The sequence below is a fragment of the Maricaulis sp. genome (assembly GCF_048268525.1).
In the GTDB taxonomy this organism is placed as follows: Bacteria; Pseudomonadota; Alphaproteobacteria; order Caulobacterales; family Maricaulaceae; genus Maricaulis.
This window is the reverse complement of record NZ_JBLWVH010000034.1, coordinates 1-24507: the sequence shown is the minus strand read 5'-3', so window position 1 is coordinate 24507 and position 24507 is coordinate 1. Positions and strand designations below refer to the sequence as shown.

General features: G+C 63.3%; 22 protein-coding genes. 4 read left to right on the top strand and 18 right to left on the bottom strand.

Features of this window, described 5'->3' with window-relative positions:
• Window positions 1-3: 3 nt before the first annotated feature.
• From ACN0X9_RS14245 to ACN0X9_RS14215, 7 genes are all read right to left on the bottom strand, one after another.
• Entirely contained in the window at window positions 4-879 is an 876-nt protein-coding gene (locus tag ACN0X9_RS14245; protein ID WP_417488234.1) for a hypothetical protein, read from the bottom strand.
• A gap of 58 nt (window positions 880-937) precedes the next feature.
• On the bottom strand, window positions 938-1879 hold the full coding sequence (locus tag ACN0X9_RS14240) for a CPBP family intramembrane glutamic endopeptidase (protein ID WP_417488233.1): 942 nt from the start codon (window positions 1877-1879) through the stop codon (window positions 938-940).
• A 109-nt stretch (window positions 1880-1988) separates the two neighbouring features.
• Complete coding sequence (locus ACN0X9_RS14235; RefSeq protein WP_417488232.1) at window positions 1989-3044, bottom strand: hypothetical protein; 1056 nt, start codon at window positions 3042-3044, stop codon at window positions 1989-1991.
• A gap of 86 nt (window positions 3045-3130) precedes the next feature.
• Window positions 3131-4021, bottom strand: a complete 891-nt coding sequence (locus ACN0X9_RS14230; RefSeq protein ID WP_417488231.1) for a hypothetical protein — start codon at window positions 4019-4021, stop codon at window positions 3131-3133.
• Window positions 4022-4108: 87 nt separating this feature from the next.
• Window positions 4109-5506, bottom strand: a complete 1398-nt coding sequence (locus ACN0X9_RS14225) for an energy transducer TonB (RefSeq protein WP_417488230.1) — start codon at window positions 5504-5506, stop codon at window positions 4109-4111.
• A 57-nt stretch (window positions 5507-5563) separates the two neighbouring features.
• A complete protein-coding gene (locus tag ACN0X9_RS14220; RefSeq protein WP_417488229.1) occupies window positions 5564-6739 on the bottom strand; it encodes a TonB family protein in 1176 nt (391 codons plus the stop codon).
• 68 nt (window positions 6740-6807) lie between these two features.
• Window positions 6808-7977: a hypothetical protein gene (locus ACN0X9_RS14215; protein WP_417488228.1), complete on the bottom strand. Its 1170-nt coding sequence runs from the start codon at window positions 7975-7977 to the stop codon at window positions 6808-6810.
• Window positions 7978-8086: 109 nt separating this feature from the next.
• Between ACN0X9_RS14215 and trmFO the strand changes: the two genes are divergently transcribed.
• Window positions 8087-9487: a methylenetetrahydrofolate--tRNA-(uracil(54)-C(5))-methyltransferase (FADH(2)-oxidizing) TrmFO gene (gene trmFO, locus ACN0X9_RS14210; RefSeq protein ID WP_417488227.1), complete on the top strand. Its 1401-nt coding sequence runs from the start codon at window positions 8087-8089 to the stop codon at window positions 9485-9487.
• Between the two features lie 90 nt (window positions 9488-9577).
• Entirely contained in the window at window positions 9578-11470 is a 1893-nt protein-coding gene (locus ACN0X9_RS14205) for an alpha/beta hydrolase family protein (protein ID WP_417488226.1), read from the top strand.
• 26 nt (window positions 11471-11496) lie between these two features.
• Here ACN0X9_RS14205 and ACN0X9_RS14200 read toward each other — a convergent pair whose 3' ends face one another.
• Window positions 11497-12192 carry an SDR family oxidoreductase gene (locus ACN0X9_RS14200; protein ID WP_417488225.1) on the bottom strand — a complete coding sequence of 232 codons (696 nt, stop codon included), beginning with the start codon at window positions 12190-12192 and terminating at the stop codon, window positions 11497-11499.
• Between the two features lie 67 nt (window positions 12193-12259).
• On the bottom strand, window positions 12260-13081 hold the full coding sequence (locus ACN0X9_RS14195; RefSeq protein ID WP_417488224.1) for a squalene/phytoene synthase family protein: 822 nt from the start codon (window positions 13079-13081) through the stop codon (window positions 12260-12262).
• A 105-nt stretch (window positions 13082-13186) separates the two neighbouring features.
• Here ACN0X9_RS14195 and ACN0X9_RS14190 point away from each other — a divergent pair, with 105 nt between their 5' ends.
• Together ACN0X9_RS14190 and ACN0X9_RS14185 are read left to right on the top strand one after the other, a co-directional pair.
• Complete coding sequence (locus ACN0X9_RS14190; protein WP_417488223.1) at window positions 13187-13792, top strand: superoxide dismutase; 606 nt, start codon at window positions 13187-13189, stop codon at window positions 13790-13792.
• Between the two features lie 75 nt (window positions 13793-13867).
• Window positions 13868-15145, top strand: coding sequence for a serine hydrolase domain-containing protein (locus ACN0X9_RS14185; RefSeq protein WP_417488222.1), 1278 nt, complete (start codon window positions 13868-13870; stop codon window positions 15143-15145).
• 186 nt (window positions 15146-15331) lie between these two features.
• Here the strand turns inward: ACN0X9_RS14185 and ACN0X9_RS14180 are convergent, their stop codons facing one another.
• The 9 genes from ACN0X9_RS14180 to ACN0X9_RS14140 form a co-directional block, all read right to left on the bottom strand.
• Entirely contained in the window at window positions 15332-15940 is a 609-nt protein-coding gene (locus ACN0X9_RS14180) for a urate hydroxylase PuuD (RefSeq protein ID WP_417488221.1), read from the bottom strand.
• Window positions 15941-16044: 104 nt separating this feature from the next.
• The gene (gene secF, locus ACN0X9_RS14175) at window positions 16045-16989 is read right to left on the bottom strand and encodes a protein translocase subunit SecF (protein WP_417488220.1); all 945 of its coding nucleotides are present in this window, start codon (window positions 16987-16989) and stop codon (window positions 16045-16047) included.
• A gap of 15 nt (window positions 16990-17004) precedes the next feature.
• Window positions 17005-18660, bottom strand: coding sequence for a protein translocase subunit SecD (gene secD, locus ACN0X9_RS14170; RefSeq protein ID WP_417488219.1), 1656 nt, complete (start codon window positions 18658-18660; stop codon window positions 17005-17007).
• A gap of 50 nt (window positions 18661-18710) precedes the next feature.
• Window positions 18711-19052, bottom strand: coding sequence for a preprotein translocase subunit YajC (gene yajC / locus ACN0X9_RS14165; RefSeq protein ID WP_417488218.1), 342 nt, complete (start codon window positions 19050-19052; stop codon window positions 18711-18713).
• A 169-nt stretch (window positions 19053-19221) separates the two neighbouring features.
• Entirely contained in the window at window positions 19222-20157 is a 936-nt protein-coding gene (locus ACN0X9_RS14160; RefSeq protein ID WP_417488217.1) for a peptidoglycan DD-metalloendopeptidase family protein, read from the bottom strand.
• A 128-nt stretch (window positions 20158-20285) separates the two neighbouring features.
• Window positions 20286-20666, bottom strand: a complete 381-nt coding sequence (locus tag ACN0X9_RS14155) for a hypothetical protein (RefSeq protein WP_417488216.1) — start codon at window positions 20664-20666, stop codon at window positions 20286-20288.
• 41 nt (window positions 20667-20707) lie between these two features.
• On the bottom strand, window positions 20708-21349 hold the full coding sequence (locus ACN0X9_RS14150) for a protein-L-isoaspartate(D-aspartate) O-methyltransferase (RefSeq protein ID WP_417488215.1): 642 nt from the start codon (window positions 21347-21349) through the stop codon (window positions 20708-20710).
• A 30-nt stretch (window positions 21350-21379) separates the two neighbouring features.
• Window positions 21380-22174 carry a 5'/3'-nucleotidase SurE gene (surE, locus tag ACN0X9_RS14145; protein WP_417488214.1) on the bottom strand — a complete coding sequence of 265 codons (795 nt, stop codon included), beginning with the start codon at window positions 22172-22174 and terminating at the stop codon, window positions 21380-21382.
• A gap of 160 nt (window positions 22175-22334) precedes the next feature.
• Window positions 22335-24507 (bottom strand): VCBS domain-containing protein (locus ACN0X9_RS14140; protein ID WP_417488213.1); only part of this gene is annotated, 2173 nt, incomplete at its 5' end.

The window sequence follows — 24507 nt, the reverse complement described above, 5'->3', positions numbered from 1 at the left end:
GGCCTACTCTTCGGCGGCCTCCCGCTCGACCTGTTCAATCGCCTGGGTCCAAGCGTCGTCACGGCCGCTGATTGCCAGCGCCGAATAGGCGGCGACGCTGTAGCTCATCAGTGTCACCGGCAACTGCACGGCCAGGCTGACAAAGAGTGCCGGTGCCAGTGAGGTCAGAGCCGGGCGCTCGCCGCCCAACATCATGTCATTCATCGCCTGCGCCAAAGACAGGCCTGGCACCAGATTCCCGATCGTCATGGCAACAAGCCCGAGGACAACGCTGGCCACCACGATCACCAACCAGGCCAGGAAGACCGAAACGACCCTGCCGTCCATGGCCTGCCATGTGTCAACGACGGCAAATCTGTGCGTCATCGCGCTCAGCGCGGCCGCCGGGGTCAAGCGGATCGATATGTAAATTGCGACAATGCCCAGCGCCGGAACCGCGACGACCGCCAGCACGATCAGCGCCGGCACCAACTGGACCAACAGGAAACCAACCAACAGGACCACCGCCATCGCCGCCCACATCGCAAGCACGATCGCCACCAGCACGAAGATCGCCCACATTTCCTCACGCCCGAGACGGAACGGAAAGACACCATTGCCGCGCCCTGTTGTCAGGAGACGCATCCAGGCTGCGAACGGCAGGGCCCAGCTGAGGAGTCCGATCGGGATCACCAGGGCCAGGCTGGAAAAATATTTGCCGAGCATGGCGGACTGATCGGTGCTGCCGAGGTCGGGGACAGGCTGGAGCGACACTTGAAGGAGGCCGATGACAAACAGCCACACAAAGCTCCAACCGGTCAGGGTCCAGGTTTCCGCTGGCCGCAGCTTGCCAACCGTCAGGAACAGGGCGACGGCGTTCATTGGATTGCTCGTATTCATGCTTTCCCCGAAAACTTGTTGATTGACGGCTTGGCCCTGCCAGCACGCCGCACCGGTGTCAGGCCGGATCGCCAGACATCTCCGCCGCCGCTTTCACCCCATAATCTGCCGCCTTGCCCTTGAACGCCCAATAGAACGTACCGGCCAGCAGGACGATCGTCGTCACGGCGCTGGCTTCCGGGCCGAACACACCGCCGGTCAGCCACCAGGCCGCGTCGGGGGCGTCGGCGAGGTCGATCAGGATCGGGCTGACCGGGCTGTCATGGCCGCTCACCGGCAGGCCGAAGCCCGAGGCCAGGAGCCAGTTCCACGCCGCATGCCAGCCGCACACGCCCCACAGCGAGCCTTCCTTGATCGCATAGAGCGACAGCATCACGCCGACCAGAAGGATGTTGGCGAGGCCGAAGGCCAGCTCGGCCGACATTTCGATATTGGCGCCGTGCAGGAGCGAGAAAATCGCCGAATTGACCACCACGCCCCAGACAATGCCATGCCGCGAGGTGATCACGCCCATCAACCAGCCGCGCATGAGAATCTCTTCCGTCGAGCCCTGCACGATAAAGCCGAGCAGAACCCAGGCTGCGGGGATCAGGACCGCCAGGGCGACCGAGCCGCCAGCCTCGACCTGATAGCCGCCCAACAGCCAGATTCCGCCGACGACAACCGCGAGGAAGGCCAGTCCCAGACCGTAGCCGCGCAGGAAACGCCCGAGGAAATTAGCGTTGAGGCCGATCGCATCGAGCGAGCGACGCTCGAACAGGACGACCCAGAGAAAGACCAGGATGGCGCCCGGCGCAAATGTGCCGATCAGCGTGTAGGTGAGGCCCTGCCAGGTGTAATCCGAGGTCCCGTCCATCGAGACATAGCCGAGGAAAACGCCGGCAATCGCGCCGATGATCGCCCCGAGAATGAGGAGGATGACGGCCATCGGGATGGCCGCCGCTGTCCACGTTCGGCGAGCGCGCCGCTCGCGTACCGAATAGATTTCCAGTCCGGCCATGCCTGTCCCCCGATGCCCGAAAGCAGCGATACTCGACCGGAGGTTAGGCAGATGGCGACCGGGCTTGCAAGTAAGCCTAGCGGCCAGCTACCGGCACGCCCGGGGCGCATCACCCCTCACTCGGAGAGGCACCCATCGGATGGTCGGCGGCCAGCTTGGGTGCATCACCCTGCTCGCCCTCACCGCCACTGCGGGCGCGGACGGCGTTATAGGCGCCGATCGAGTGCCAGACGGCTTCCAGCATGACCTGGATGGCGTAGAGCAGGATGAAGCTGACGATCAGGCCGATCACCGTGCCCGGCTGGGAGAGGCTGGCCTGAAGACTGGCCAGGGCGGCGTCAGGGTCGATATGGCTGCCGCGCTCGGCAAGCTCGACCAGATCGATGATCGCCGGGAAGAAGGCTGCGAACAGGGCCAGCTGGACGACAAAGCCAATCGTGCCGCCGATCACCATCATGATGACATAGGCAACGATATAGCTGACCAGCATGTGCCAGAACACGCCCTTGCTGGCATCCCAGCTCTCAAAAAAGCGAAACCGGCCGTCCAGGACCGTCAGGGCCGGCGCGGAGGCCAGGCGAACGCCCATCACGAGCAGGCCGCCCAGTACGGCGAGGAAAACGAGCCCGGCCAACAGAACGCCGCCGATACCGAAGGCCGCAGAGTCGCCGCCACCATGGGCGATCATGACCGCGCCGAAGCCGAAGAACCCGATCACGGTGGCCACGCCGAAATAGGCCACCGTCGCGACGACCAGATACATCAGATTGACACCGATCAGGCGCATCTCGTCGCCGCCCAGGCGGATCGGTACGACAGGCTTGATCTCGCCCTTGGTCAGGAAACGTAGCCAGGCGGCCTGGAACATCACCGCGAACAGGATGGATGCGGGGATGATCAGAAAACCATAGGTCAGGAAGGGCATGACAATATCGAAGGCGAGGCGCATGGCTTCGGCGTCACTCAGCCGCCCGCCGGCATCGGCGTCGATGAGCTCGAACAGGTTCATGTAGGCCGGGCCCATCATCATCACGCCCAGTGCCAGCAAGGCGGTTGCGCAGATCGCCTGGAAGGCAAACAGCCACAGCGCCCCGCCCGGCTTTTCGCCAAAGCGGATGAAGAACCAGAAGATTCCCTTGCCGATGTCAAACTCTTGCGTGGCCATGATGCGTCCCTGCCCTTTGTCACGAGGCTCACATCATGCGCGCAAATCGACAATTGGCCAGCGGGAACCGGGCGGCAATCGTCCCGCTATTCCAAATCAGGTGTCCGCAGCGTGTGAAAATGTGCGTAGAGACCGGCCACCACGGGCAGGTTGATGATCGCGAACAGGCCGGTCAGTCGCATGTATTCCGGGATCCGCACGAACACTCCCTCGGTCAGCAGCTCTTCGCCCAGTACAACCGGCACCATCAAGGGACGATCCCCCAGCATGGCGCAGACCGCCTCATAAAGGCCGATCTCGACGATCACCAGCGGCGCCAGCGCCGCCACGATCGCTGCCAGGATCCGCCAGGCCTGCCCCTCGCTCAAAGACCAGACCGACAAAACGCGCACCGATTGCTGGGCGAAGCTGGCCGGGAAGGACAGGCACAGCCGGGCCACCAGCCAGCCGACCAGGAGCAGGGCCAGCACATTGACCACGCCAACGGCAACCCAGTCGGCCGTCGTCAGATACTGCATCGCCATCGGCAGATCGATCCCGGTCTCGCGGGCGTCGATACCGGCCCGTTCGACCGCTCCGGCCGCGACCGTGCCGAAGACGACGATCGCGAACATGGCCGCCAGAAGCGCCACGATCAGCACCAGCGCCGCATTCAGCATGGTGACCACGAACAGCCGCCACTCGTCGGCCGACAGGCGCAGGCCGAAACGTCCGTCATACTCACCGCGCACGGCCAATCGGAACGCCATCGCCGAAAAGGCCAGGCTGCCGACCGTCAGCGCAATCAGGGCGGCGGCATCCAGGGTCAGCCAGAACCCGGTCAGTTCCGACGACTGGGCCATCCGGCCCAGCCACAGCTTGATGGCATAGGCGAGCGTGAAGGGCAGACCAGCGAGCACGAAACGCTGCCAGTTGGCCAATAGCAGGCGATAGGCCGCAAAAAGGCTGGGCAGGACGGCAATGGGCTGGCTCGACATGACGGCTCCGAATGGTTCGCGATCAGAGATACCGCCCTGCCCGACAGGATCAAGCGCGACGCGCGGTCGCGTCAGCGCGAATACTGATCAGCGAAGCCGGAAATGGAAAAAAGTCACAAGATCTTCGCGTGTCTCTGCCGGCATCAGCGGATCGACCGGCGCGTATGTCCAACTGTCGACCGCCTCCAGCGTCACCTCGCCAAACACGCCCGCGGGCACTTCATAGATCAGCTCGGACCCATTGACCCGCCCCATCTCGTCGACGGAGAAACGGACGACGGTAATACCTTCCTCGCCACTCCGTGCAGCAGGGTACGGATATTGCGGCTCCCGCCGCACAAGCGGGATCGGCCGAAACCCGGTCTCGTCCGGATCAACATAGCGGCCGCGATCAAACTCGAAACGAACCGCCCCTCTCTGCAATCCTTCACGGTCCGGCTCGAACCAGAAGCCCTCCAACGCTTCAGTGACGACCGGTATGATGGCCTCATCAAGCGTGTTTTCCGCGACCACGATGTCCGTCGCAGCACCGGTCCGGTCGACCGCATACTCCAGCGTGATCGCTCCGGTCAGGTATTGCTGCGCCCATTCCGGATCAGGGATTGGCACGTGGCGACGGAGCCACCGGATCTCCCCGGTCAGCGCGTCTACCTGGTCATAGTCCGGGTCCGGATGGTCGGAGGTCTGGATGCGGGAAATCATCTCCCAGCGTTCATCCTCATCGACATAAGCGATGCACATGCCCTGCAGGGCTTCGGCGACAAGGTGATTGGTCTCCAGATCCAGCCCCGCAAATGCCGCCGAGGCCTGGCGCATCTGCACGCTGCATCCCACCCAGTCACGCCGGAAAGTCTCACCGAGCCCGCTCATGAACGCCAGGTTGGCATAGTTGATGCTCCCGGCTCCATCGCGCTCGCGAACCAGCGGCATTCCCGCAACCGCCATGCTGGCCGCGTCGCGCGTCCGCCGCGCCAGAATGCCGGTCTGCGCAGCCAGAAGGTAATGATCCGCCCGCATTGAATCGGAAACGCTATCGGCATCACTATCCGCCAAGTGACGGTCGGCCCGCTCGGCACACCGGTATGCGTCCGGGTAATCCCCTGCCAGATAGGCAGAGCTGGCGGCATTGTACCAGAGCCGGAAACGGTCGCCTGCCGGGTCACCGAGCCGCTCGGCGATTTCGGCGGCTTCGCGCCGCGCCTCGTACGCCGCCGCATGATCCCCCTGCGCCTCGGCCATATCCCCGTAATTCGCCGCCAGGATACCGATGAGCGCGCGATCAATTCGCGCATCCTGCGCCGCCCGCCAGGCGAGTCCAGCCGCCTCTGACGCGGCCTCATGATCATTCGACGCCAAGGCCGATTCATAGGCCAGATAGGCGTCACTGACCGCTTGCGGCAATGCCTCGTCCTGAGCCAACGCCGTGGTCGCCGAAACCAAGGCCGAAACCAGGAACGTCAGAGACGCAATCCAGACCTGTTTCATCACTTCCTCCACTTACGGCCTCGATGACAAACCACACACACAATCAGAGCAGTCGGGTCAGCGCCGCATGCGAAAGTCGAACCGGGTTTCCACACCCTCCCTGAGGACCGGCTCGCCATCACGCGTGGCCGGCTCATAGCGCCAGTCCTCGACCGCACTGATCGATGCGGTGTCGAAAATGGCCGGCGGGAAGGACCCGATAATGCGGATATTCCGGGTACGGCCGGTCGCGGTCACGTCGAAGCTGACATAGACCACACCATCGAGATTCGAGTAGGCGGCATCGCGCGGATAGTTGGGCGAGCGTCGGCTGATCGGTTCGGCGTCGCAGCAGACCTCCGGTTCGGATTCGTCATTCGGGTCAGTCCGCATATCCGGCTCGTCAGGCGCTGGCTGGGCGCGGTGGAAGGGATTGGCCGCCAATCGGGCCTCAAGCCGGTCGAAGGCTTCACGGGTCCCGACTTCATCATGCTCGAACAGGTTCAGGCGCGCCGATGTATACGCCGCTCGCAGGGTCGCCGTGTCGATATGGTCGGGCGCGACCTCAGCCAGCACATCCCTGGCCACGTGCAGCGAATAGGTCGCGTCCTCGAATTCACGGTCCAGAGTCTGCGCGATGCCGGCATAGAACAGGGCCAGGGCATAGCTCTGACTGGGCGCATCCAGACTGGCCTCGAAGGCTGCTGCAGATCGCACCGCGGCATCGCCAGCATCATCAAGCCGGCCCCGGCCAATAGCCAACGCGGCCCGGGTCAGGAAGGCATCGCCGGCGAATTCTGTCGCAGCACCAAGGTCATCGCCGAGCTCTTCCAATGCGTTGGCAGCATTGCGTGAGCAGGAATAGGCGTCATTTCTATCCTGGTTATGCAGGGCTACCAATGCCGCATTGTGCCATCGCCAGGCACGCTCGACCGGATCGACATCGCCACGGTCGGACAAGCGCCCCGCTATCCGCCAGGCCTCTTGCGCCGACTCGTAATCAGCGTTCAAGGACGCGGCAAAACCGTAATTCTCAGCCAGCGTCGCCAAGGTCGCGCGATCAATATCGGCCTCATCGCCGGCTTCGTAGGCCCGACGCCCCGCGTCGAGCAACGCCATGGCATCACCCACTTCCAAGGCGGCCTGATAGTCGAGATAGGCCGACGCAACGTCTTGCGGCAATGCCTCATCCTGAGCCAACGCCGTGGTCGCCGAGGCCAAGAGGGTCACAAGGGCAATCCAGACCTGTTTCATCACTTCCTCCACTTACGGCCTCAATGGCAAACCACACACAATCAGAGCGGTCGTATTTGTCTCTGCGCTCAATCCGCTACAGCCGAAGGCGCAATCGACTGGATAATCCGAAATTCAATCCGCCTCGCATTTCGCCTTTCGGCGCTGGCCCGGCCTGTATAGGCGACGCGAAACAGGCCGGACATGGTCACTGGCTCGCCATGGCAATCGGTGTGGTAATCAGAGCGGGACAGAAGTCGGTCGATGGCTCTCATGACCTGGTAGTCCGATCTGGGCGCTTGAACCGGGTCATCGCCGAGATCTTCAAAGGCGCCATTGCGGATTGTCATTTCGGCGCGCACCACGCCATTCTGCACCCCACGCTCAACTGAGCGCAATGGAATCTGGAATTCGGTCCAAGGGGCCATGGGGACGGGTCGGCTCGCGAGATGGGCACACATTGCGTCCCTTGTTTCCGGCGCGCGCGTGGCAAGTGCGTCGGGCATGGATTGCCCGTCCGCGACAAGAATGTCGGCCAGGCCGGGAACACCACCGACCAGAGCGGCAATCGCGCGCTGGCCCGGCTCGGTGTCCGGGTCAATTCGCACCAGCGCGTCGTCTGTCATCGCCAGAGCCGCCGCACGATCCTCGCGCAACACCGCATCTTGCCGAAGGATCAAGGTCAGGTTGGCGAGACGGACCGGATCAACGTTCCCGGCCAGGAGGGCAACGCGATCCGCTTCGAGGCGGGTGCGCCGCTCCATGGCGATCGGATCGGCGAGGCCCGGGGGCTGCTCAATCGTGAACAGCCGGACCCGGTCCACAGGGCTCAATCGGGGCTGTTCTATCAAGATATCCAGAAACTGGTCGCGCAACGCGAAATAGGCGACGCTGTTTTGCGCCTCTTGGGCAGCGGCGAGCCCGTAGAGATAGGCCTCCCGCACCGTCTCCGGTTGGCCGGCCCGTGTCGCGAGAGCGTCGACCGTTTCAACGAGAGTAACGAGCCCGTCACCATGACCACGGGCGGGCGCCATGGAAATCGCATTCATGCCAAGTGTCAGCTGTAGCGCCTCATCCAGCCCCGCTTCTCGAGCCGCGTTGTAGGCCGCTTCCGCTGCCTCGCTCGCAGCGGCGAATTCGCCCTGCTCAGCTGCCGCTTCATAGGCCAGATACGCGTCCGAAACCGATGGCGGCAATTCCTGTGCAGACGCGGCAGATGCCATCGCCGTCAGCATCAACGCACTCAATACACGCTTCACATTGCAACTCCCCGTTGACCGGATTTATCAACCGCCATCCACGACCGGTCAAGCTGAACAGCCCCCTTCCTGCCCCCGCCCGCTTGACTCATGGCCCACCCGGTTCGATATGCCGCGCATGACCAATCAAGCAATGAAACCCGTTCACGTCATCGGCGGCGGCATGGCCGGCTCCGAGGCGACCTGGCAGCTCGTCTCCAAGGGCGTGCCCGTCATCCTGCACGAGATGCGCGGCGTGAAGGGCACCGATGCCCACCACACGGACGGGCTGGCCGAACTGGTGTGCTCGAATTCCTTCCGCTCGGATGATCACCGCACCAATGCGGTCGGCCTGCTGCACGAAGAGATGCGGCGCCTCGACTCGATCATCCTGCGCCAGGGCGATGCCGCCCGCCTGCCCGCCGGCGGGGCGCTGGCCGTCGATCGCGATGTGTTCTCGCAGGCGGTCACCAAGGAGCTGTCCGAGCATCCGCTGGTCACCATCAGTCGGGAGGAAATCCCGGCCCTGCCGCCGGAAGACTGGGACAGCGTGATCATCGCCACCGGCCCGCTGACCTCGGAAAGCCTGTCCGAGGCCATCCTGAAGGAAACCGGTGAAGGCGAGCTGGCTTTCTTTGATGCCATCGCTCCGGTCGTCTATCGCGACAGCGTCAATACCGACAAAGCCTGGTTCCAGTCGCGCTATGACAAGGGCGACACGGACGCCGAGCGCAAGGCCTATCTCAACTGCCCGATGGACAAGGACCAGTATGAGGCCTTCATCGATGCGCTGATTGCGGCGGAGAAGACCGAGTTCAAGGAATGGGAGGCCAACACCCCCTATTTCGACGGCTGCCTGCCCATCGAAGTCATGGCCGAGCGCGGCCGCGAGACGCTGCGTCACGGGCCGATGAAGCCGGTCGGCCTGACCAATCCGCACAATCCGACCGTGAAGCCCTGGGCCATCGTCCAGCTGCGCCAGGACAACGCACTGGGAACCCTGTTCAACCTCGTCGGCTTCCAGACCAAGATGAAATACGGCGCCCAGGGCGAGGTGCTGCGCATGATCCCGGGCCTGGAGGAGGCGCGCTTCGCCCGTCTTGGCGGCATTCACCGCAACACCTTCCTCAACTCTCCCAAACTCCTCGACGCGCAATTGCGCCTGAAGAGCCAGCCGCGCCTGCGCTTTGCCGGCCAGTTGATCGGTGTCGAAGGCTATGTCGAGAGCGCGGCGATGGGACTCCTGGCCGGTCGCTATGCCGCTGCGGAACGGCTGGGCGGATCAATCGCTCCGCCGCCGGCCACCACGGCATTGGGCGCGCTGATCGGCCATGTCACTGGCGGACACCTGATCTCCGGCAAGGGGTCCTTCCAGCCGATGAATGTCAATTTCGGCCTGTTCCCGCCGATCGAGCAGCCCACCGTCGATGCCGACGGCAATCGCATCAAGGGCAAGGCCAAGACCCCGGCCCGCAAGGCGGCCATGTCCGCGCGCGCGCTGTCAGACCTCGCAGCCTGGCAGGCCGGCTGACCAACACGCCAGCGTTGATTCCCCGATAGTATCCCGGCAAACTTCGCCGGAAGCCGGATATGAGTCGGCGAGGTATTTTGGGGACCAATCATGTTTTCACGCGTCATCGCCGCTTTCGCGGCGGCCGTTTCCGTGGCCACCGGCAGCCTGGCCCAGACCCAGGCGCCGCCGCCCGTCGAAGCCTTCAGCCGTCACCCCCAGATCGCCGTACCGGTTATTTCACCCGATGGTCGCCGCATCGCCATGCTGTCGGAGGCCGGTGGCCGGCAGATCGTAACGGTCCTGTCACGGGACGGCGAGCCGCCCGCCGGGGCCAACGTGTCGGATGTGCGCGTCAGCCGGCTGTTCTGGGCCAGCGACCGGATGTTGATCATCGTGGCGTCGGTCGCACGCGATAACGGCCAATGGGGCGCCGATGATTACACGACCATGTACGCGCTCGACCTCGAGCGCCCGGATCGCCTGAGGGACCTGCCGGGGGTCGCCCTTGGCGTTGTGCCTGAAACCGGTGACCTGGTCATTGGCGGCCGGCGTGACGGTGGCGCAGGGCTTGCCGCCATGAACCCCGAGACCGGGCTGGAACGCACCATTGCACGATCAGATGGGCGCTATTTCGGCTATGCCCTCGATGCCAGCGGCACCCCGGTCGCGCGGCTCCGGTACAATGTTGTCACCAGCGAGTACGGGCTGGAAACGCGCAGCGGCGAATATTGGACAACCGTGCAGGAGCGCACTGAACCTCAGCTCACGACATCCATGTGGGGCATCATGGCGGGGGCTCCTGACGAGCTGGTCTTCACCGACCGACCCAATGAAGGCGGCCGTCGCCTTTACTCGGTTTCGCTTGCAACCGGTGAGCCGGTCCGCGTGCTTTTCCAGGACGACGAATTCGACCTGACCACCCCCTTGTTCGACTACTATACCAACACTGTTCTCGGTGCCCGCATCGATCGCGAAATGCCGACTTATGTGTGGTTTGACGAAGGGATGACGAACATCCAGGTGTCTCTCGAAGCCGCCATTCCCGATGCCTATGTCTCGATTTTCTCATGGTCGCGCGACCGGACCCAGTTCACGGTCGCGGCCTATCGCGAGAACCGGCCGACCGAGTATTTCCTGTTTGATGCAACAGTGATGTCACTGGCTTCATTGGGCAATGCCTTCCCGGAACTGGCCAACAGCGTGCTGCCCCAGCGCCTGTCCATTCGCTATCGTGCCAGCGACGGGACTTCGATCCCGGCCTATCTGACCCTGCCGGATGGCGACGGACCGCATCCGCTCGTTGTCCTGCCGCATGGTGGTCCGGCCGCCCGTGACACCGGCGGGTTCGATTACCTGGCCCACTTCCTCGCCAGCCGCGGTTACCTGGTCCTGCAACCCAATTATCGCGGGTCGAGCGGCTATGGTGTCGCCTGGGAACAGGCTGGTTGGGGCGAATGGGGTCGCGGCGTGATGCAGTCAGACCTCACGGATGGCATGAATGCCATGGTCCGGGCCGGCTATGCCGCCGAGGGCCGGGCCTGCATCGTCGGGGCGAGTTATGGTGGATATGCCGCCCTCGCCGCCGCCACGTTCACACCGGATGCCTTCCAGTGCGCCGCTGCGATCGCGCCGGTTACCGACCTCTGGGAGATTGCCCGCAATGCCGACCTCTGGGGCGGCTATCAATCGCCCTACTCCCGCCTGCTGGCCTCCCGCCTGACGGGAACCGAAGAGCTACCGGACCGTGACCAGGCTGACCATATTTCACCGGCCGAGCACGCCGATGCGGTGCAGATCCCGGTCCTGCTGATTCACGGCCGTGAAGACAGTGTCGTGGATGACGAACATTCCGACATCATGAACCGCGCCCTCGAACGTGCCGGCAAGGATGTCACCTACATCCACGAGCGCGAGCTCGATCACTGGCTCACCGGACCGAGCATGCGTGAACTGGTCCTGCGCAATGTGGAAACCTTCCTCGCCGAGCATCTCGGCGAGTAGTCATCCAGGTCCCGGTCAGGCCCTGCCTACCAGGGCAGGTCCTGGCCGGAGACGTGGTAGAAACGGCCGCTCATCACCGGATTGCCATAGGCACGGGCGATAAGGTCGAGCTGGCCCGATACCGATTCCTGCACGGTTAGTTGTCCATTGGGGCCACCCATGTCGGTTTTCACCCAGCCGGGGTGGAGCGTCAGCACGACGATGCCGCGATCCTTGAGGTCAATGCTCAGCGACTTGCCGATGGCATTGAGGGCCGCCTTTGACGAGCGATAGCCGTAACCGCCGCCGCTGCCATTGTCGCGGATCGAGCCCATGCGGGATGACTGCAGGGCGACGACCTTCATTTCCGACGCCGCCACCTGATCGACAAAGGCTTCGACCAGCGCCAGGGGCGCGATCGAGTTGACCTTGAATTCTTCCAGCATGGCGGCCCCTGCCGCGCTGCCGAACTTGCGGGTTTCAGGCGCCATCATTCCGGCATTGGCGAACAGCAGGTCGACCGGACCGGTGACCGCCTTGGCCAGAGCCTCCGCGCTGGCCGGATCGGCCGCGTCATAGGCGTGCAGGTCCAGCTTGCCATCACCGACCGGCAATGCCGGCAGCTCGGTCGCATCTGCCGGCGAGCGCACCGCCGCGCTGACATGCCAGCCGCGCTCGAGCAATTGCCGGGCATGTTCCAGCCCCAGTCCGCGATTGGCTCCGGTGATCAGCGCATGATGCATGGGTATTCTCCTTGATTGCGCCCATGTTGAACGCGTGCGGGTGTGGGACGCAAGACCCTGCGACCGTCTATCGGCCGGTCAGGGCCAGCCAGGTCAGTCGCAGGCGACGACCGAGCGGGTTGAGGTCCGGTGCGATCTGGTACGGACCGTCCGGCAATCGGTCGAGATATGTCGCGGCCAGGCGGCAATAGCCGATCGCCGGAACAGCTTGCGCCGGCAGGGCGCCGGCGGCCCCGACCGTTTCGCAGGCAGCCCGCGCGGTCGCAATCACCGGCTGGCGCGCCGCCGCCACCTTCTCAGCGCCAAGCCCCTGGGCCAGCATGGCGGGCGTGGCGTCCTGCCGCGCCAGTTCGTCGGCCCCCACCGGCGCCCGGCCGATCCGGGCCCGCTGCGGAAACGCCCGCAACAAGCCGGTCAGGCCCCAGGCGCGTCCGGCGGCAAGCGCCAACTCGGGCGAAACGCTGTCCGTGGCGTCGACCAGACGCAGCGACAGGCGCACCAACACACCGGCCGTCGCATCAACATAGGCCAGCACATCCTCCAGATCGGCAAAGGGGCGGGCAGATATGTCGTCGAAGCGGGCCTCGATCAGCGGCATCAGGTCAGTCGGTTCGATCCGGTCGCCCAGGCGCGCCAGTCCTTCGGTCACCTCATGGCGCCGCACCTTGGGCGGCGAGGCCCCCAGATCGGCTACGGCATCGCGCCACCAGGTCAGCTTCATCTCACCGATCAGGCTTTCCGACGGCGACAGGGCGACACGCGCCAGTTCATGGTCGAGTCCATACAGCGCCAGCAGCCCAGCCCGCTGGTCGGGCTGCGCGAACAAGGCGCACAGATAGCGGTCCGGATCGCTATTGCGCAGCAGGCTGTCGATTTCTGACCCCATCATGCGTCTCCCCGGTAGACATGCCTGCCAACCACACCATATGTCCGGACATGAAAACGGCCCGCCGGGCCATCATCCGTCCTGTCTACGTCACCGTAAGAGGTTCCCATGGCTTTCACCCTGCCCGATCTGCCCTATGCCAAGGATGCACTGGCCCCCCATATCTCCTCCCAGACGCTCGATTTCCACCACGGGAAGCATCACAACGCCTATGTGACCAAGCTGAACGGTCTGGTCGAGGGCACCGATCTGGCCGCCCAGTCACTGGAAGACGTGATCCGCAGCACGGCTGGCGATACCGCCAAGGCCGGCATTTTCAACAATGCTGCCCAGATCTGGAACCACACCTTCTACTGGCAGTCCATGCGACCCAATGGCGGCGGCGCGCCGACCGGCGAGCTGGCCGCGATGATCGACCGTGACTTCGGATCGCTGGACGCATTCAAGACCGCCTTCGCCGATGCCGGCGCAACGCAGTTCGGTTCCGGCTGGGCCTGGCTGGTGATTGCAGGCGGCAAGCTGGAAGTCCGCAAGACGCTGAATGCCGAGACACCGCTCACCGAGGATGGCGTCACGCCGCTCCTGACGATGGATGTCTGGGAGCACGCCTACTATCTCGACTTCCAGAATCGTCGCCCGGACTACATCACGACCTTCCTCGACAAGCTCGTGAACTGGGAATTTGCGGCTGAAAACCTCGCCGCCGCCCAATAAGGCTCTCGTCAGAGCGCCACATGCGCCCTAACCTTCCCCTCGGTCGATAAACACATATCCCGAAGGGAAGGTTAGATGGCGTTCAAACAAGCCATGACGGCGCTTGCGCTGGCCTCGACGGCCATGCTGGCCGTCACCGCGCCGCTCCAGGCGCAAGACATCCAGACAGTCGAAAATCCCGCAGCACTGGGCTTTGACCCGCATGCACTGGGCTTGCTCGATGCCCGCCTCGACGAATTGGCGGCGGAGGGCGCGCGGCCCGGTTATGCGGCGATCATCGCCCGCGGTGAGCGCATCGCTTTCGTGTCGGAAGCAGGTGAAGCCGACCTCACCAACCACACGCCCTTCACCGTCGACACCCCGGTTCGCATCGCCTCGATGACCAAGCCGGTCACGACGATGGCCATCATGATGCTGGTCGAACGCGGCGAAATCTCACTGGACGACCCGGTCAGCGCTTACATCCCGGCCTTCGCCGACATTCGCGTCGCGGTCTCGCCGATGGCCAATGAGGCTGGCGAAATCGAGACCCGCGCGCCGGACAGCGTGATGACCATCGAGCACCTGCTCACCCATACCGCCGGGCTGGGCTATATCTTCGAGACCGAAAGCGACCTCGGTCAGCTCTATCTGGAAAACACCCTCTATTCCGGCGAAGGCGACCTGGCAGCCCGCATCGACCGCCTCGCCGCCCTGCCGCTGTACAATGATCCGGGCGATGTCTGGCAATACTCCTACGGGCTGGATGTGGCCGGGCGGGTGATCGAGGTCGTCAGCGGCATGCCGCTCAACACCTTCCTCGAAACCGAGATCTTCACACCGCTTGGCATGAGCTCGACCGGCTTCTTTTTCAGCGATGTTGATTTCGATGAAACAATGCTGGCGCCGCTCTATGTGCATGACGAGACAGGCAGCATGATCGATTACGAGTTCGGCAGCCCGGACTGGCCGTCCGGTGGTGGGGGGCTGGTCTCCACGGCGTCGGACTATATCCGCTTTGCGATGTTGCTCGCCAATGGCGGCGCGCTGGGCGATGTCCAGCTGATCACGCCGGAGACCTTTGCCATCCTCGCCAGCCCCCACGTCACGGCCGACCAGACCGGCGATTGGGGTGGTCGCAGCTTCGCGCTGGGCATGGATGTCGTCCTGCCACCGGCTGAAGGCCAGCAACCGGCCGGCGTGCCGGGTGATCTCAGCTGGGGCGGCTTCTTCGACACCGACTTCTTCGTCAGCCCGGCGACGGGTACGGCAGCGGTGATCATGACGCAGATCCAGCCATCCCAATACCGGCCCGAGCCGCGTACGCTGCGTATTTTCCGGCCCATGGTGTATGCGAGTTTCGCCTTCGACTGACGCCTGAGAATATTCTTCAGATCCGGGCGACGGAATTGCGCTGCCCGCGGCGTTACAGACAGGCAACGGGCCGCAACCCCTCCCTACCTCGCGGGCTCGGATGCTCACGTACCCCCCGAACGTGAACAGGGCCCGCCGACTTTCGGCGGGCCCTGAACGTTTCAGGTCAATACTGGCGGCCTTGTGCTAGCCAAAGACCGTCTGCGCCATGGCCATCGCGATCAGCATCGGGAAGGACAGGAGCGTGTTGGTGCGCGAGAACAGCATCGCCGTGCGGGCGGCTTTCGGCTTGGCGTCGGCCTCGGCCTCGACCATGCCCAGGGCGATTTTCTGGTTGGGCCAGATCACGAACCAGACATTGGCCGCCATGATGATCGCCAGCCACATGCCGATACCGATGAAAGAGTATTGCGGCGTGTAGATCTCGGCTGCCACGCCAAGGGTCAGCACTTCCATCGAATAGCCACGCAGACCCGCAACCATCAGACCGGTCAGGACGGTAAAGGCGGCGCCCCAACGGAACCAGAACAGGGCCGCCGGTGCGATCACCTTGCCAATGGCCGGCTTCTGCTCATCCGGAATTTTCGGCATGTTCGGGATCTGGACGAAGTTGAAATACCAGAGCAGGCCGATCCACATGATGCCGGCGACAACATGGGTCCAGCGGGCCAGGCCCTGCCAGAATGCGCTGTTGAGCTCGATCGAGCCCGTCAGGACATAGGCGCCCAGATAGAGCGCCGCGAGCACGAGTGACACGATCACGGTCGCGCGTAGATTGCTGAGAATTCCAGCCATTGTAATCCCTCCCCAATGTCAGAATCAGTCTGTCATCGGGGAGAAATTACGGCTTATTCGCGTTTCAGGATAGTCCGGCCGGGTATGCGCCCGGCCGGGCCTGATCAGCTCTCATTGCTTTCACGCTGGACATTGGTGAACAGCAGGATCGGCGCGGCGACGAAGATCGACGAGAAGGTACCAATCATCACGCCCCAGATCATGGCGAAGGCGAAGCCCTTCAGGGCCGTGCCACCGATCAGGTAGAGCGAGATCAGCGCCACCAGCGTCGTCACAGAGGTCAGGATGGTCCGTGACAGCGTGTCATTGATCGACAGGTCGAGCACTTCCTGAAGCGGCTTGCGCTTGTACTTGCGCAGATTTTCGCGGATCCGGTCATAGACCACGACGGTGTCGTTCATCGAGTAACCGACAATGGTCAGGATGGCGGCGACGGTTGCGAGGTCGAACGTCATCTGGGTCAGCGAGAACATGCCGATGGTGGCGATGACGTCGTGGGTCAGGGCGATGATGGCACCGACCGAATACTGCCACTCGAAGCGGAACCAGATGTAGATCAGCATCAGGAAGAGCGCGACGCCAATCGCGGTGAAACCGGTCACGATCAGCTCGCCTGACACCGCGCCGCCGATCACCGTCGTGCCGCGCATCTGGATATCCGGAAAAGTCGTCGTCAGCGCCGCTTCCAGGGCCTGTCGAGCCGTGTTCTGCGCCGCTTCACCTTCGAGCCCCTCGCCTTCCTGCAGGGGCAGGGAAATGAGGTAGGTGGTTCGGTCATCGCCCACCGAGCCGGCGCCCTGGACGCGCGCCTCGCCAAGGTCGAGGCCATTCGCAGTCGCCCGCAAATCCTCGATCGAGGTGGTGTTAGTCGCCGCGACTTCGGTCTGGATGCCGCCGCGGAAATCAATGCCGAAATTGATGCCGACCGTGGCGAACTCGAACATCGAGAACAGGATGAACAGGCCGGACACCCCAAGGGCGATCCAGCGAGCGCGGATGAAGGGGATCTTACCGGAGGTCGGCAGGTATTTGACGAGTGCGAGGGTCATGTTCGTTTCCTCCCCTTAAAGCGGCAGCTTTTTGGGCTTGAACGCCCGCAGCCAGAGAACCGCCAGCAGGCGGGAGACGACGAAGGCCGTAAAGACCGAGGTGATGATGCCGATACCCAGCGTCACCGCGAAACCCCGCACCGGACCGGCACCGAGCATGTAGAGCACGGCTGCGGCGATGAAGGTGGTAATGTTGGCATCGAGAATGGCGGCCAGGGCCCGCTCATAGCCAGCCTGGATCGCCTGCACCGGGGTGCGGTTGTTCAACACCTCCTCGCGGATCCGTTCATAGATCAGCACATTGGCGTCCACCGCCATGCCGATGGTCAGGATGATACCGGCGATACCCGGCAGGGTCAGCGTCATGCCAAGTCCCGACAGGCCGCCCAAGATGAGGACGACATTGACCAAGAGCGCCATGGTCGAGAACAGGCCGAACACGCCGTACATGGCGACCATGAAGACAATCACCAGGGCAAAACCGATCAGGATGGCCAGCTTGCCGCTTTCCACCTGGTCCTGACCGAGCGTACCGGTGACGACCCGCTGCTCAACCGGCGTCAGCGAGGCTGGCAGTGCGCCCGCATTGAGCAGGATGACCAGCTGGTTGGCGGACTCATAAGTATACCCGCCGCCGATCACGCCCGAGCCCGACAGGATCGGTTCGTTGATCGTCGGCGCGGTGATGATCTCGCTGTCGAGCACGATGGCGAAACGACGACCGCGATTGGCCCGTGTCAGTTCGCCAAAAATCAGGGCGCCTTGCGTATCGAGACGGAAGCCGACAACCGGCCCGGCGTAGTTCGGATGGGTGGTGACGTTGGCGCTGTTGAGATTTTCACCGGTCAGCCGCTGTCGCGTTTCAACCGCCAGCCACTGTGTCCCGCCCGTGTCCGCCATCGGATAGACCGTCACGCCCGGCGGCGTACGCGCCTGGCCATTGGGCCCCGGATCGACATCCTCGTCGACCATGTGGAAGCTCATCGCGGCCTGTGTTCCGACCAGATCGATGATCTCCTGCGGATCATCGGCCCCCGGCACCTGCACGAGAACCCGGCGGTCGCCGGAGCGGGCGATGGTCGGGTCGGTGGTGCCCAGCCCGTCGAGGCGGCGACGGATCACCGTGATCGACTGTTCCAGTGTGCGGTTGCGGATGGACTCATACTGCTGCGAGGTCACCGAGATCCGGATCGCCGACGGGTCAGACGGGTCCGCACCGATATCATACATGTTGGACAGACCGACCTGGCCAATGCCGGTCGTGACCGGTGCATTGAGCTCGCGGATCCGCTCGAGTGCCGCGTCGCGTTCTTCCGGGCGAACCATCAGGACGACGACTTCATCGCCGATCACGGCGACCGACCGGGCCAGCACCGGCGGCGCTTCGCGCAGGGTGGTGCGGATGTCGGACGCCAGCGTTTCCAGCTGGGCGTCGCGCACCTCGTCCATGTCGACTTCGAAGACGATATGCGAACCGCCCTGCAGGTCGAGGCCCAGATTGATCGTCCCGGCCGGGATGAAGCGCCAGATGCCCTTGGGCGTGGCCGTACCATCCACCTCATTGATCGTGAACCGGTCTTCTTCCGGCACGAAATTGGGGATGGTGTACATCACGCCGAGCAGCGTGATGAGGAATATGGAAAGCAGTTTCCAACGCCCGAAATGCAGCATGTCAGCGCGGCCTCTTGGTCAGGGACGATCAGGGATGACGGTCAATCGGCTCAGCCGATTTCCTTGTCGTCCTTCTTGGCGTCTTTCTTGGTATCCGACTTGGCGTCATTGGCCGGCTTGGGCGCTGTACGCCCCTTCACGTCGGCAATCGTCGAACGGACGATACGGACCTTCACGCCTTCGCCCACATCAAGGGTGACTTCCTCGTCAGAGACCTTGGCGATCTTTCCGATCATGCCGCCCTGGGTGATGACTTCGTCACCGCGCTTGAGGCCGCCGATCAACTCCTTGTGCTCTTTCATGCGCTTTTGCTGCGGACGAATGAGCAGGAAATAGAAGACCAGGCCCATGAGGACGAGCATCGGGATCGGGGATTGAAGAAATTCTTGCATGAAGAAGCGCGCTCCGCGGCTGCTGGGCGCGTAACGCAACAGGATTGCGCCGACGCCCGGAAATTCGAATGCGCGGGACTATATCGGCACGGGCCTTGGTTGCAACAAGGGTCGGCTGTTGGATCAGGCTGCTTCTGTGTGCACAAAGGCACACTTGGCCGGCTTGCGGTCAGCGCAGATAGGACATCGGATCGACCGGATTGACACCGGAGCGGATCTCGAAATGAACCTGCGGGCGGTCAACCGTACCGGTTGCGCCGGCCTGGGCAATGACCTGACCGCGGCTGACCTGGTCGCCTTCGCGCACCAGAAGCCGGGAATTGTGGGCATAGGCGGTCACGAAGCCACCGGAGTGCCGGACCAGTACCAGCTGGCCATAACCAGCCAGCTCACTGCCGGCGTAGACGACCTGGCCAGGCGCGGATGCGCGCACATCGGCACCAGCCGCCGCTTCGATATTGATACCGTCATTGCGCTCGCCATTGGGGCGGCGCCCGAAGCTGGCGAGGACCGAACCGCGGACCGGCCAGTCAAAGCTCGGGGCCCCGGCCTCGGCTGGCGGCGGCGTATAGCGATCCCTGTTCGACGATGTCGTCGGTGCGCGCGAAGAACCCCCGGACGAGGTGCTCGCGACCCGGGCGCCATTGGGCAGGCGGATCTGCTGTCCGACCTCGATTTCGAAAGGTGCGCCGATGCCATTATGGTTGGCAAGCTGCTGGAATGGCACACCATAGCGCAGGCCGATCCGATACAGGTTCTCGCCGCGCTGGACCACATGAACCGGTGGTCGCGGCATCGAGATGGTCTGACCCACACGCAGCGTATAGGGCGCGCTGAGACCATTGGTGCTGGCCAGATCCGACATGCCGACGCCGCAACGCTCGGCAATCTCGGACAGGGTGTCATTGGTCCGAACCGTATAGCCGGAGCCGCAATTCATCGTGCCGCGTTGCGGGGAACGCGAGGAAGAAGATGACGATGCGGTATTCGATCCATTGCCAAAACTGCGATAGTCGACCCGGGCCGGCTCACGCGGATTGGTCGCACAGGCCGCAAGGCTCGCACTCACCACCGCAACGAGGCAGATCAGGGACGTGACACGCATTTCAGGCTCGACCTCCGATAGGATTTCCGCGGCCATCAAGCCAGAGAAGGCTTAACCGGCGGTTATCCACACGACGGCCCGCCCGTTCCTGATGCAGATTTAATGTGGATGTCGTGATTGGCGCCAATTCAGCGCGAGGAGTCCGCCAATTGCGCAAGGCACCAGGCACGGGCCCGGGTCACATCCTCGGCGGTCGTAAAGCAGGTACCCCATTCACCCAGGAGCCCCTCGATCATCGCCTGTCGCTCCGCATCGTCATGTCCGACCGGTGGCACATAGGCGAAGGGGCACGCACCGATTTCAGCGAGGAAATCTTCCCAAATTTCGCGGGAATAGCTTTGCCGGGTCGGCAATTCGGCAGCGGAGGCATCAATGATCACGCCACGCGCCTGCCCCGACCGGACCTGCGCCGCGACCCGCCTGGCAAACGCCGCATGATCCGTTCGCGTCGGGAGGCCGGTCAAAGTCAGGACGACCAACCGGTCTGTCTCAATGTGTTCGTACTTCACGCCCATGTCCGCACTCTAGCACATATTCCCGGCAAAAGCCCTTACAAAGCGCGAGCTTCGCCCTTTACCAGCGGGACGAAACGCACATCCATCAGATCGGTTTCGGTGATGGTTTCACCGTCGCGGTCATAGCGGACCAGTACCTGCCGGTTGTCCCGGTCGACCGGGGCCACGGCGATGCCGCCATCCTTGAGCTGTTGGAGAATGGCGTCCGGACGGGTGGGTGCCGAGGCGGTGAGAATGATGCGATCAAACGGCGCCTGTTCCGGCCAGCCCAGCGTGCCATCACCGATCCTGGTGACAATATTGGTCAGACGCATGGCCTCGAAACGGGCCTCGGCCTCGCGCGACAGGGTACGGTACCGCTCGACCGAATAGACCCGCCGCGCCAGACGCGCCAGCACGGCGGCCTGATAGCCCGAGCCGGTACCGATTTCGAGCACCTTGCATCGATCATCCAGTTTCAGCGCCTGGGTCATCAGGGCCACGATCAGCGGCTGCGAGATCGTCTGGCCGCAATCGATCGGCAGGGCCCGGTCATCATAGGCCTGATCGCCGAAACGCTGCGGTACGAACAGGTGACGCGGGGTACGTTCGAGCGCGCCCATGACCGTGGCATCGGTCACACCGCCACCGCGCAGGCTCATCACGAGCTGGATCATGCGGGGATCTGGCAATTGCATGCGCGGCAGGCCTCCGGGTGCGGGCGTTGATCAGGACTTGGGCGGAACGCCGCCAAGCATGCTTTTCAGATTGCCCAGCGTTTCGCCATGGGTCAGGTCCATGTGCAGCGGCGTGACCGAAATCTTGCCGTCATAGATCGCCCGCAGGTCAACACCGTCCGGCGGATTGGACAACAGGCCCTTGAAGGCCAGCCAGTAATAATCCATCCCGCGCGGATCGACCCGGTGTTCGGCGTGCAGGATATGCTGATCACGGCGCCCCTGGCGGGTGACCTCGACCTCTTCCACCTCGTCCGGTTTGCGATCCGGGAAATTGATGTTGATAAGCACGTCTTCCGGCCATTTCAGATCGAACAGGCGGCGCAGGATCGGCGCGCCATACATCTCCGCCGTTTCCCACTGGATCGGATCGTCCTTGCCAAAGCCATAGGCCTGCGACAAGGCCACCGAAGGAATGCCCAGCTGCATGCCCTGCATGGCGCCGGCAACCGTGCCGGAGAAGGTCACGTCCTCGGCGATATTCTGGCCGCGATTGACGCCGGACAGGACGAGATCAGGCTGCTTGCCCGGGATCAGGTCCTGGATCCCCATCAGCACGCAATCGGTCGGTGTGCCGGAGACCGACATGCGGCGCTCGTCGAAATGGCGTACCCGCAACGGATCATGCAGCGACAGCGACCGCCCGGCCCCGGACTGTTCCTCGGCCGGCGCCACGATCCAGACATCATCGGTCAGCTGGCGCGCGATTTTCTCCAGCACCTTGAGCCCGTGGGCGCGAATGCCATCGTCATTGGTGAGGAGGATGCGGGGATTTTCAGGGATCATGATCAACCGGTCGCTTGCTGGGTTTGGCTTTGGCGAGCGTTCTAAACCAATTCTGCCCGCCCGCCAGTCCCGAACCCGGTTCGCTGCGCCCGGACATGCATCAGGCGGCCCTTGGGGAGGGCCGCCTGAGCACTCTACAGACATGTTGATGCGGCCGCTCCTACCAGCCTTCGGGCATGTCCGGCAGGGGCACGGTCAAGGCTGCATCATCATGGGGCAGGCCGAAAGCATCCAGACCGGGCAAGTCGAATGCATCTGCCTGACCAAGCGTGGGCTGCACGCTGTCGAGTTCCATTGCTGTGTCACTGGTTTCGGTGAGGCTGGCGAACTGGACCGCCCCGCGGAAATTGGTGACGTCGAAGACCCGCTCAAAGGCGAAGTCCGCCACATCTGCCGCGGTAATGACGGTCAGCCCGTCTTCGTGGGACAGGGTGACCAAGCCGGGGTCAGTGCCTGGGTCCGTATCAACCAGATCGTCGGCAACCGGCGTCTTGGACAGGTCAAACGCCTGCGCCTTGTCGAAAACCTGCGCCTCCATCGAGGCCGCCGCATCCGTGGCACCAAGAATCATCACATTGATCTGGACGGTGCTGGTCGACAAACCATCGCTGAGCTCGATCTGGAAATCCAGCAGGAGTGTGTCACCGTCATTGAGGTAGTCGAACACACTGCCGTCAGCTTCAAAAGACCAGGACAGGACCCCGTCACTGGCGTCCAGCGTGAAGAGACTGGCAAGGTCGACGCCCGCCAGCCCGGCATCCTGGCCGCGCACACCGACACTGCTGATCGAAGCGGTGTGCGTGTCATTGGCGTCGGCATCGCTGTAGCTGATCGTTCCGCTGTCACTCAACACCGATGCGTCATTCTCGCCAAACATCAAGCTGGCGCCGCCGCTGGCTGAAACGGGATCATTGATCCCATCGACCGTGACGGTGGTCGTGCGCTGCGTGACACCGCCCTGCCCGTCTGCGACATCATAGGTCAGGGTGATGGTTTCTGTTTCACCCTCCGAGAGGTCCTGGAAATTGCCCGGGTAAATGGTGAACTGCCCGCCCGAGGTGTCGAGGCTATAGGCAAAGCTCCGGTCCGGATTGGACGTTTCAAGGACAACATTGCTGACAGTCAGGCTGTCGCCGTCCGCATCACTGGCACCGTCCAGCAGGTCAACATTCACAAAGAAGCTGTCCTCGTTCATCGACACTGCGAGATCCGGCGCAACCGGCGCTGCATTCTGCGCGGTCACCGTGATGGTCACCGGCGCCGTCACCGTGTCATGGCCATCACTGATCTCGACCTCATAGGTCAGGGTGATGCTCTGATCGCCGGACAGGTGGGCAAACAAGGCGGACCCCGCCGCGAAGGACCAGTCGACCGACGCGTCCGGGCGGGAGCCATCAAAACTCAACAGGCCAAGGACATCGGCTTCCGTCAGCCCACCGACATCGCCGGCAAGGCTGACGCTGAGCGTGGTCCCCGTGTGCTCGTCGCTGGCATCAGGATCCCAGATCCCGATCACGCCACTCGCTTCAAGCTGCCCAGCGCTGCCGGTGTCCGCAGTCGCCTCCAGCGACGAGTTCCAAGGCTCGAAATAGGGCGCATCATTCTGCCCGATGATCGTGAAATTGAATTCGCGCGGCAGCACCCCGCCATCACTGTCTTCGAGGTTGAAGCTGATGGTCAGCGTTTCGGTTTCGCCTTCGGCCAAGTCTTCATACTGGCCATAGGGGAAGGAGACCGTGCCAGCCTCATAGTCCACATTGGCCACGACAACGCGGTCGGGATTGTCGGTATGGGCCGTGACATCGGTGACAATCACCGTGTCGCTGTCAACGTCCTGGACGCTGGCGAGAAGATTGACCCACAGGGGTTCGCTTTCACCGAACGAGATCGTGAAGTCGACAAAGCTGGGCAGGTCATTCGCCCCTTCAATCGTGATCGAGACCGTCGTCTGGCCGCCTTCGCGTCCATCGGTCACCTCGACATCATAGGTCAGGGTGACGCTCTCGCCTTCCTGCAGATAGTCGAACAGGCCGCTATCTGCATTGAAGGTCCAGCCCAGCGCGCCGCCAGAGGCATAATCATCCAGGCGCAGCAGGCCATACAGGTCATAGATGTTGAAGTCGCCGACCGTGCCCGTCTGGGTGACATTATTGATATAGCCGTAGTGCTGGTCGCTGGCATCGACATCGTCGAACACGATCGAGCCGGCGGTGGTCAAGACCGGCGCGTCATTCTCGTCGACCGTGCCTTCGAGCGTGGAGTTCCACGGCTCGATGTAAGGCGCATCATTCTGGCCGATCACCGTGAAGCTCAGCTCGCGGGCCACCACACCG

Coding starts and splice junctions, on each gene's coding strand:
- ACN0X9_RS14220 (WP_417488229.1), bottom strand. CDS start 6,739: ATGAAACAGGTCTGGATTGCCCTTGTGACCCTCTTGGCCTCGGCGACC.
- ACN0X9_RS14225 (WP_417488230.1), bottom strand. CDS start 5,506: ATGAAACAGGTCTGGATTGCGTCTCTGACGTTCCTGGTTTCGGCCTTG.
- ACN0X9_RS14195 (WP_417488224.1), bottom strand. CDS start 13,081: ATGATGGGGTCAGAAATCGACAGCCTGCTGCGCAATAGCGATCCGGAC.
- ACN0X9_RS14205 (WP_417488226.1), top strand. CDS start 9,578: ATGTTTTCACGCGTCATCGCCGCTTTCGCGGCGGCCGTTTCCGTGGCC.
- ACN0X9_RS14150 (WP_417488215.1), bottom strand. CDS start 21,349: ATGCAATTGCCAGATCCCCGCATGATCCAGCTCGTGATGAGCCTGCGC.
- ACN0X9_RS14235 (WP_417488232.1), bottom strand. CDS start 3,044: ATGGCCACGCAAGAGTTTGACATCGGCAAGGGAATCTTCTGGTTCTTC.
- ACN0X9_RS14160 (WP_417488217.1), bottom strand. CDS start 20,157: ATGCGTGTCACGTCCCTGATCTGCCTCGTTGCGGTGGTGAGTGCGAGC.
- trmFO (WP_417488227.1), top strand. CDS start 8,087: ATGCCGCGCATGACCAATCAAGCAATGAAACCCGTTCACGTCATCGGC.
- ACN0X9_RS14245 (WP_417488234.1), bottom strand. CDS start 879: ATGAATACGAGCAATCCAATGAACGCCGTCGCCCTGTTCCTGACGGTT.
- secD (WP_417488219.1), bottom strand. CDS start 18,660: ATGCTGCATTTCGGGCGTTGGAAACTGCTTTCCATATTCCTCATCACG.
- ACN0X9_RS14230 (WP_417488231.1), bottom strand. CDS start 4,021: ATGTCGAGCCAGCCCATTGCCGTCCTGCCCAGCCTTTTTGCGGCCTAT.
- yajC (WP_417488218.1), bottom strand. CDS start 19,052: ATGCAAGAATTTCTTCAATCCCCGATCCCGATGCTCGTCCTCATGGGC.
- ACN0X9_RS14200 (WP_417488225.1), bottom strand. CDS start 12,192: ATGCATCATGCGCTGATCACCGGAGCCAATCGCGGACTGGGGCTGGAA.
- ACN0X9_RS14185 (WP_417488222.1), top strand. CDS start 13,868: ATGGCGTTCAAACAAGCCATGACGGCGCTTGCGCTGGCCTCGACGGCC.
- surE (WP_417488214.1), bottom strand. CDS start 22,174: ATGATCCCTGAAAATCCCCGCATCCTCCTCACCAATGACGATGGCATT.
- ACN0X9_RS14240 (WP_417488233.1), bottom strand. CDS start 1,879: ATGGCCGGACTGGAAATCTATTCGGTACGCGAGCGGCGCGCTCGCCGA.
- ACN0X9_RS14180 (WP_417488221.1), bottom strand. CDS start 15,940: ATGGCTGGAATTCTCAGCAATCTACGCGCGACCGTGATCGTGTCACTC.
- ACN0X9_RS14190 (WP_417488223.1), top strand. CDS start 13,187: ATGGCTTTCACCCTGCCCGATCTGCCCTATGCCAAGGATGCACTGGCC.
- secF (WP_417488220.1), bottom strand. CDS start 16,989: ATGACCCTCGCACTCGTCAAATACCTGCCGACCTCCGGTAAGATCCCC.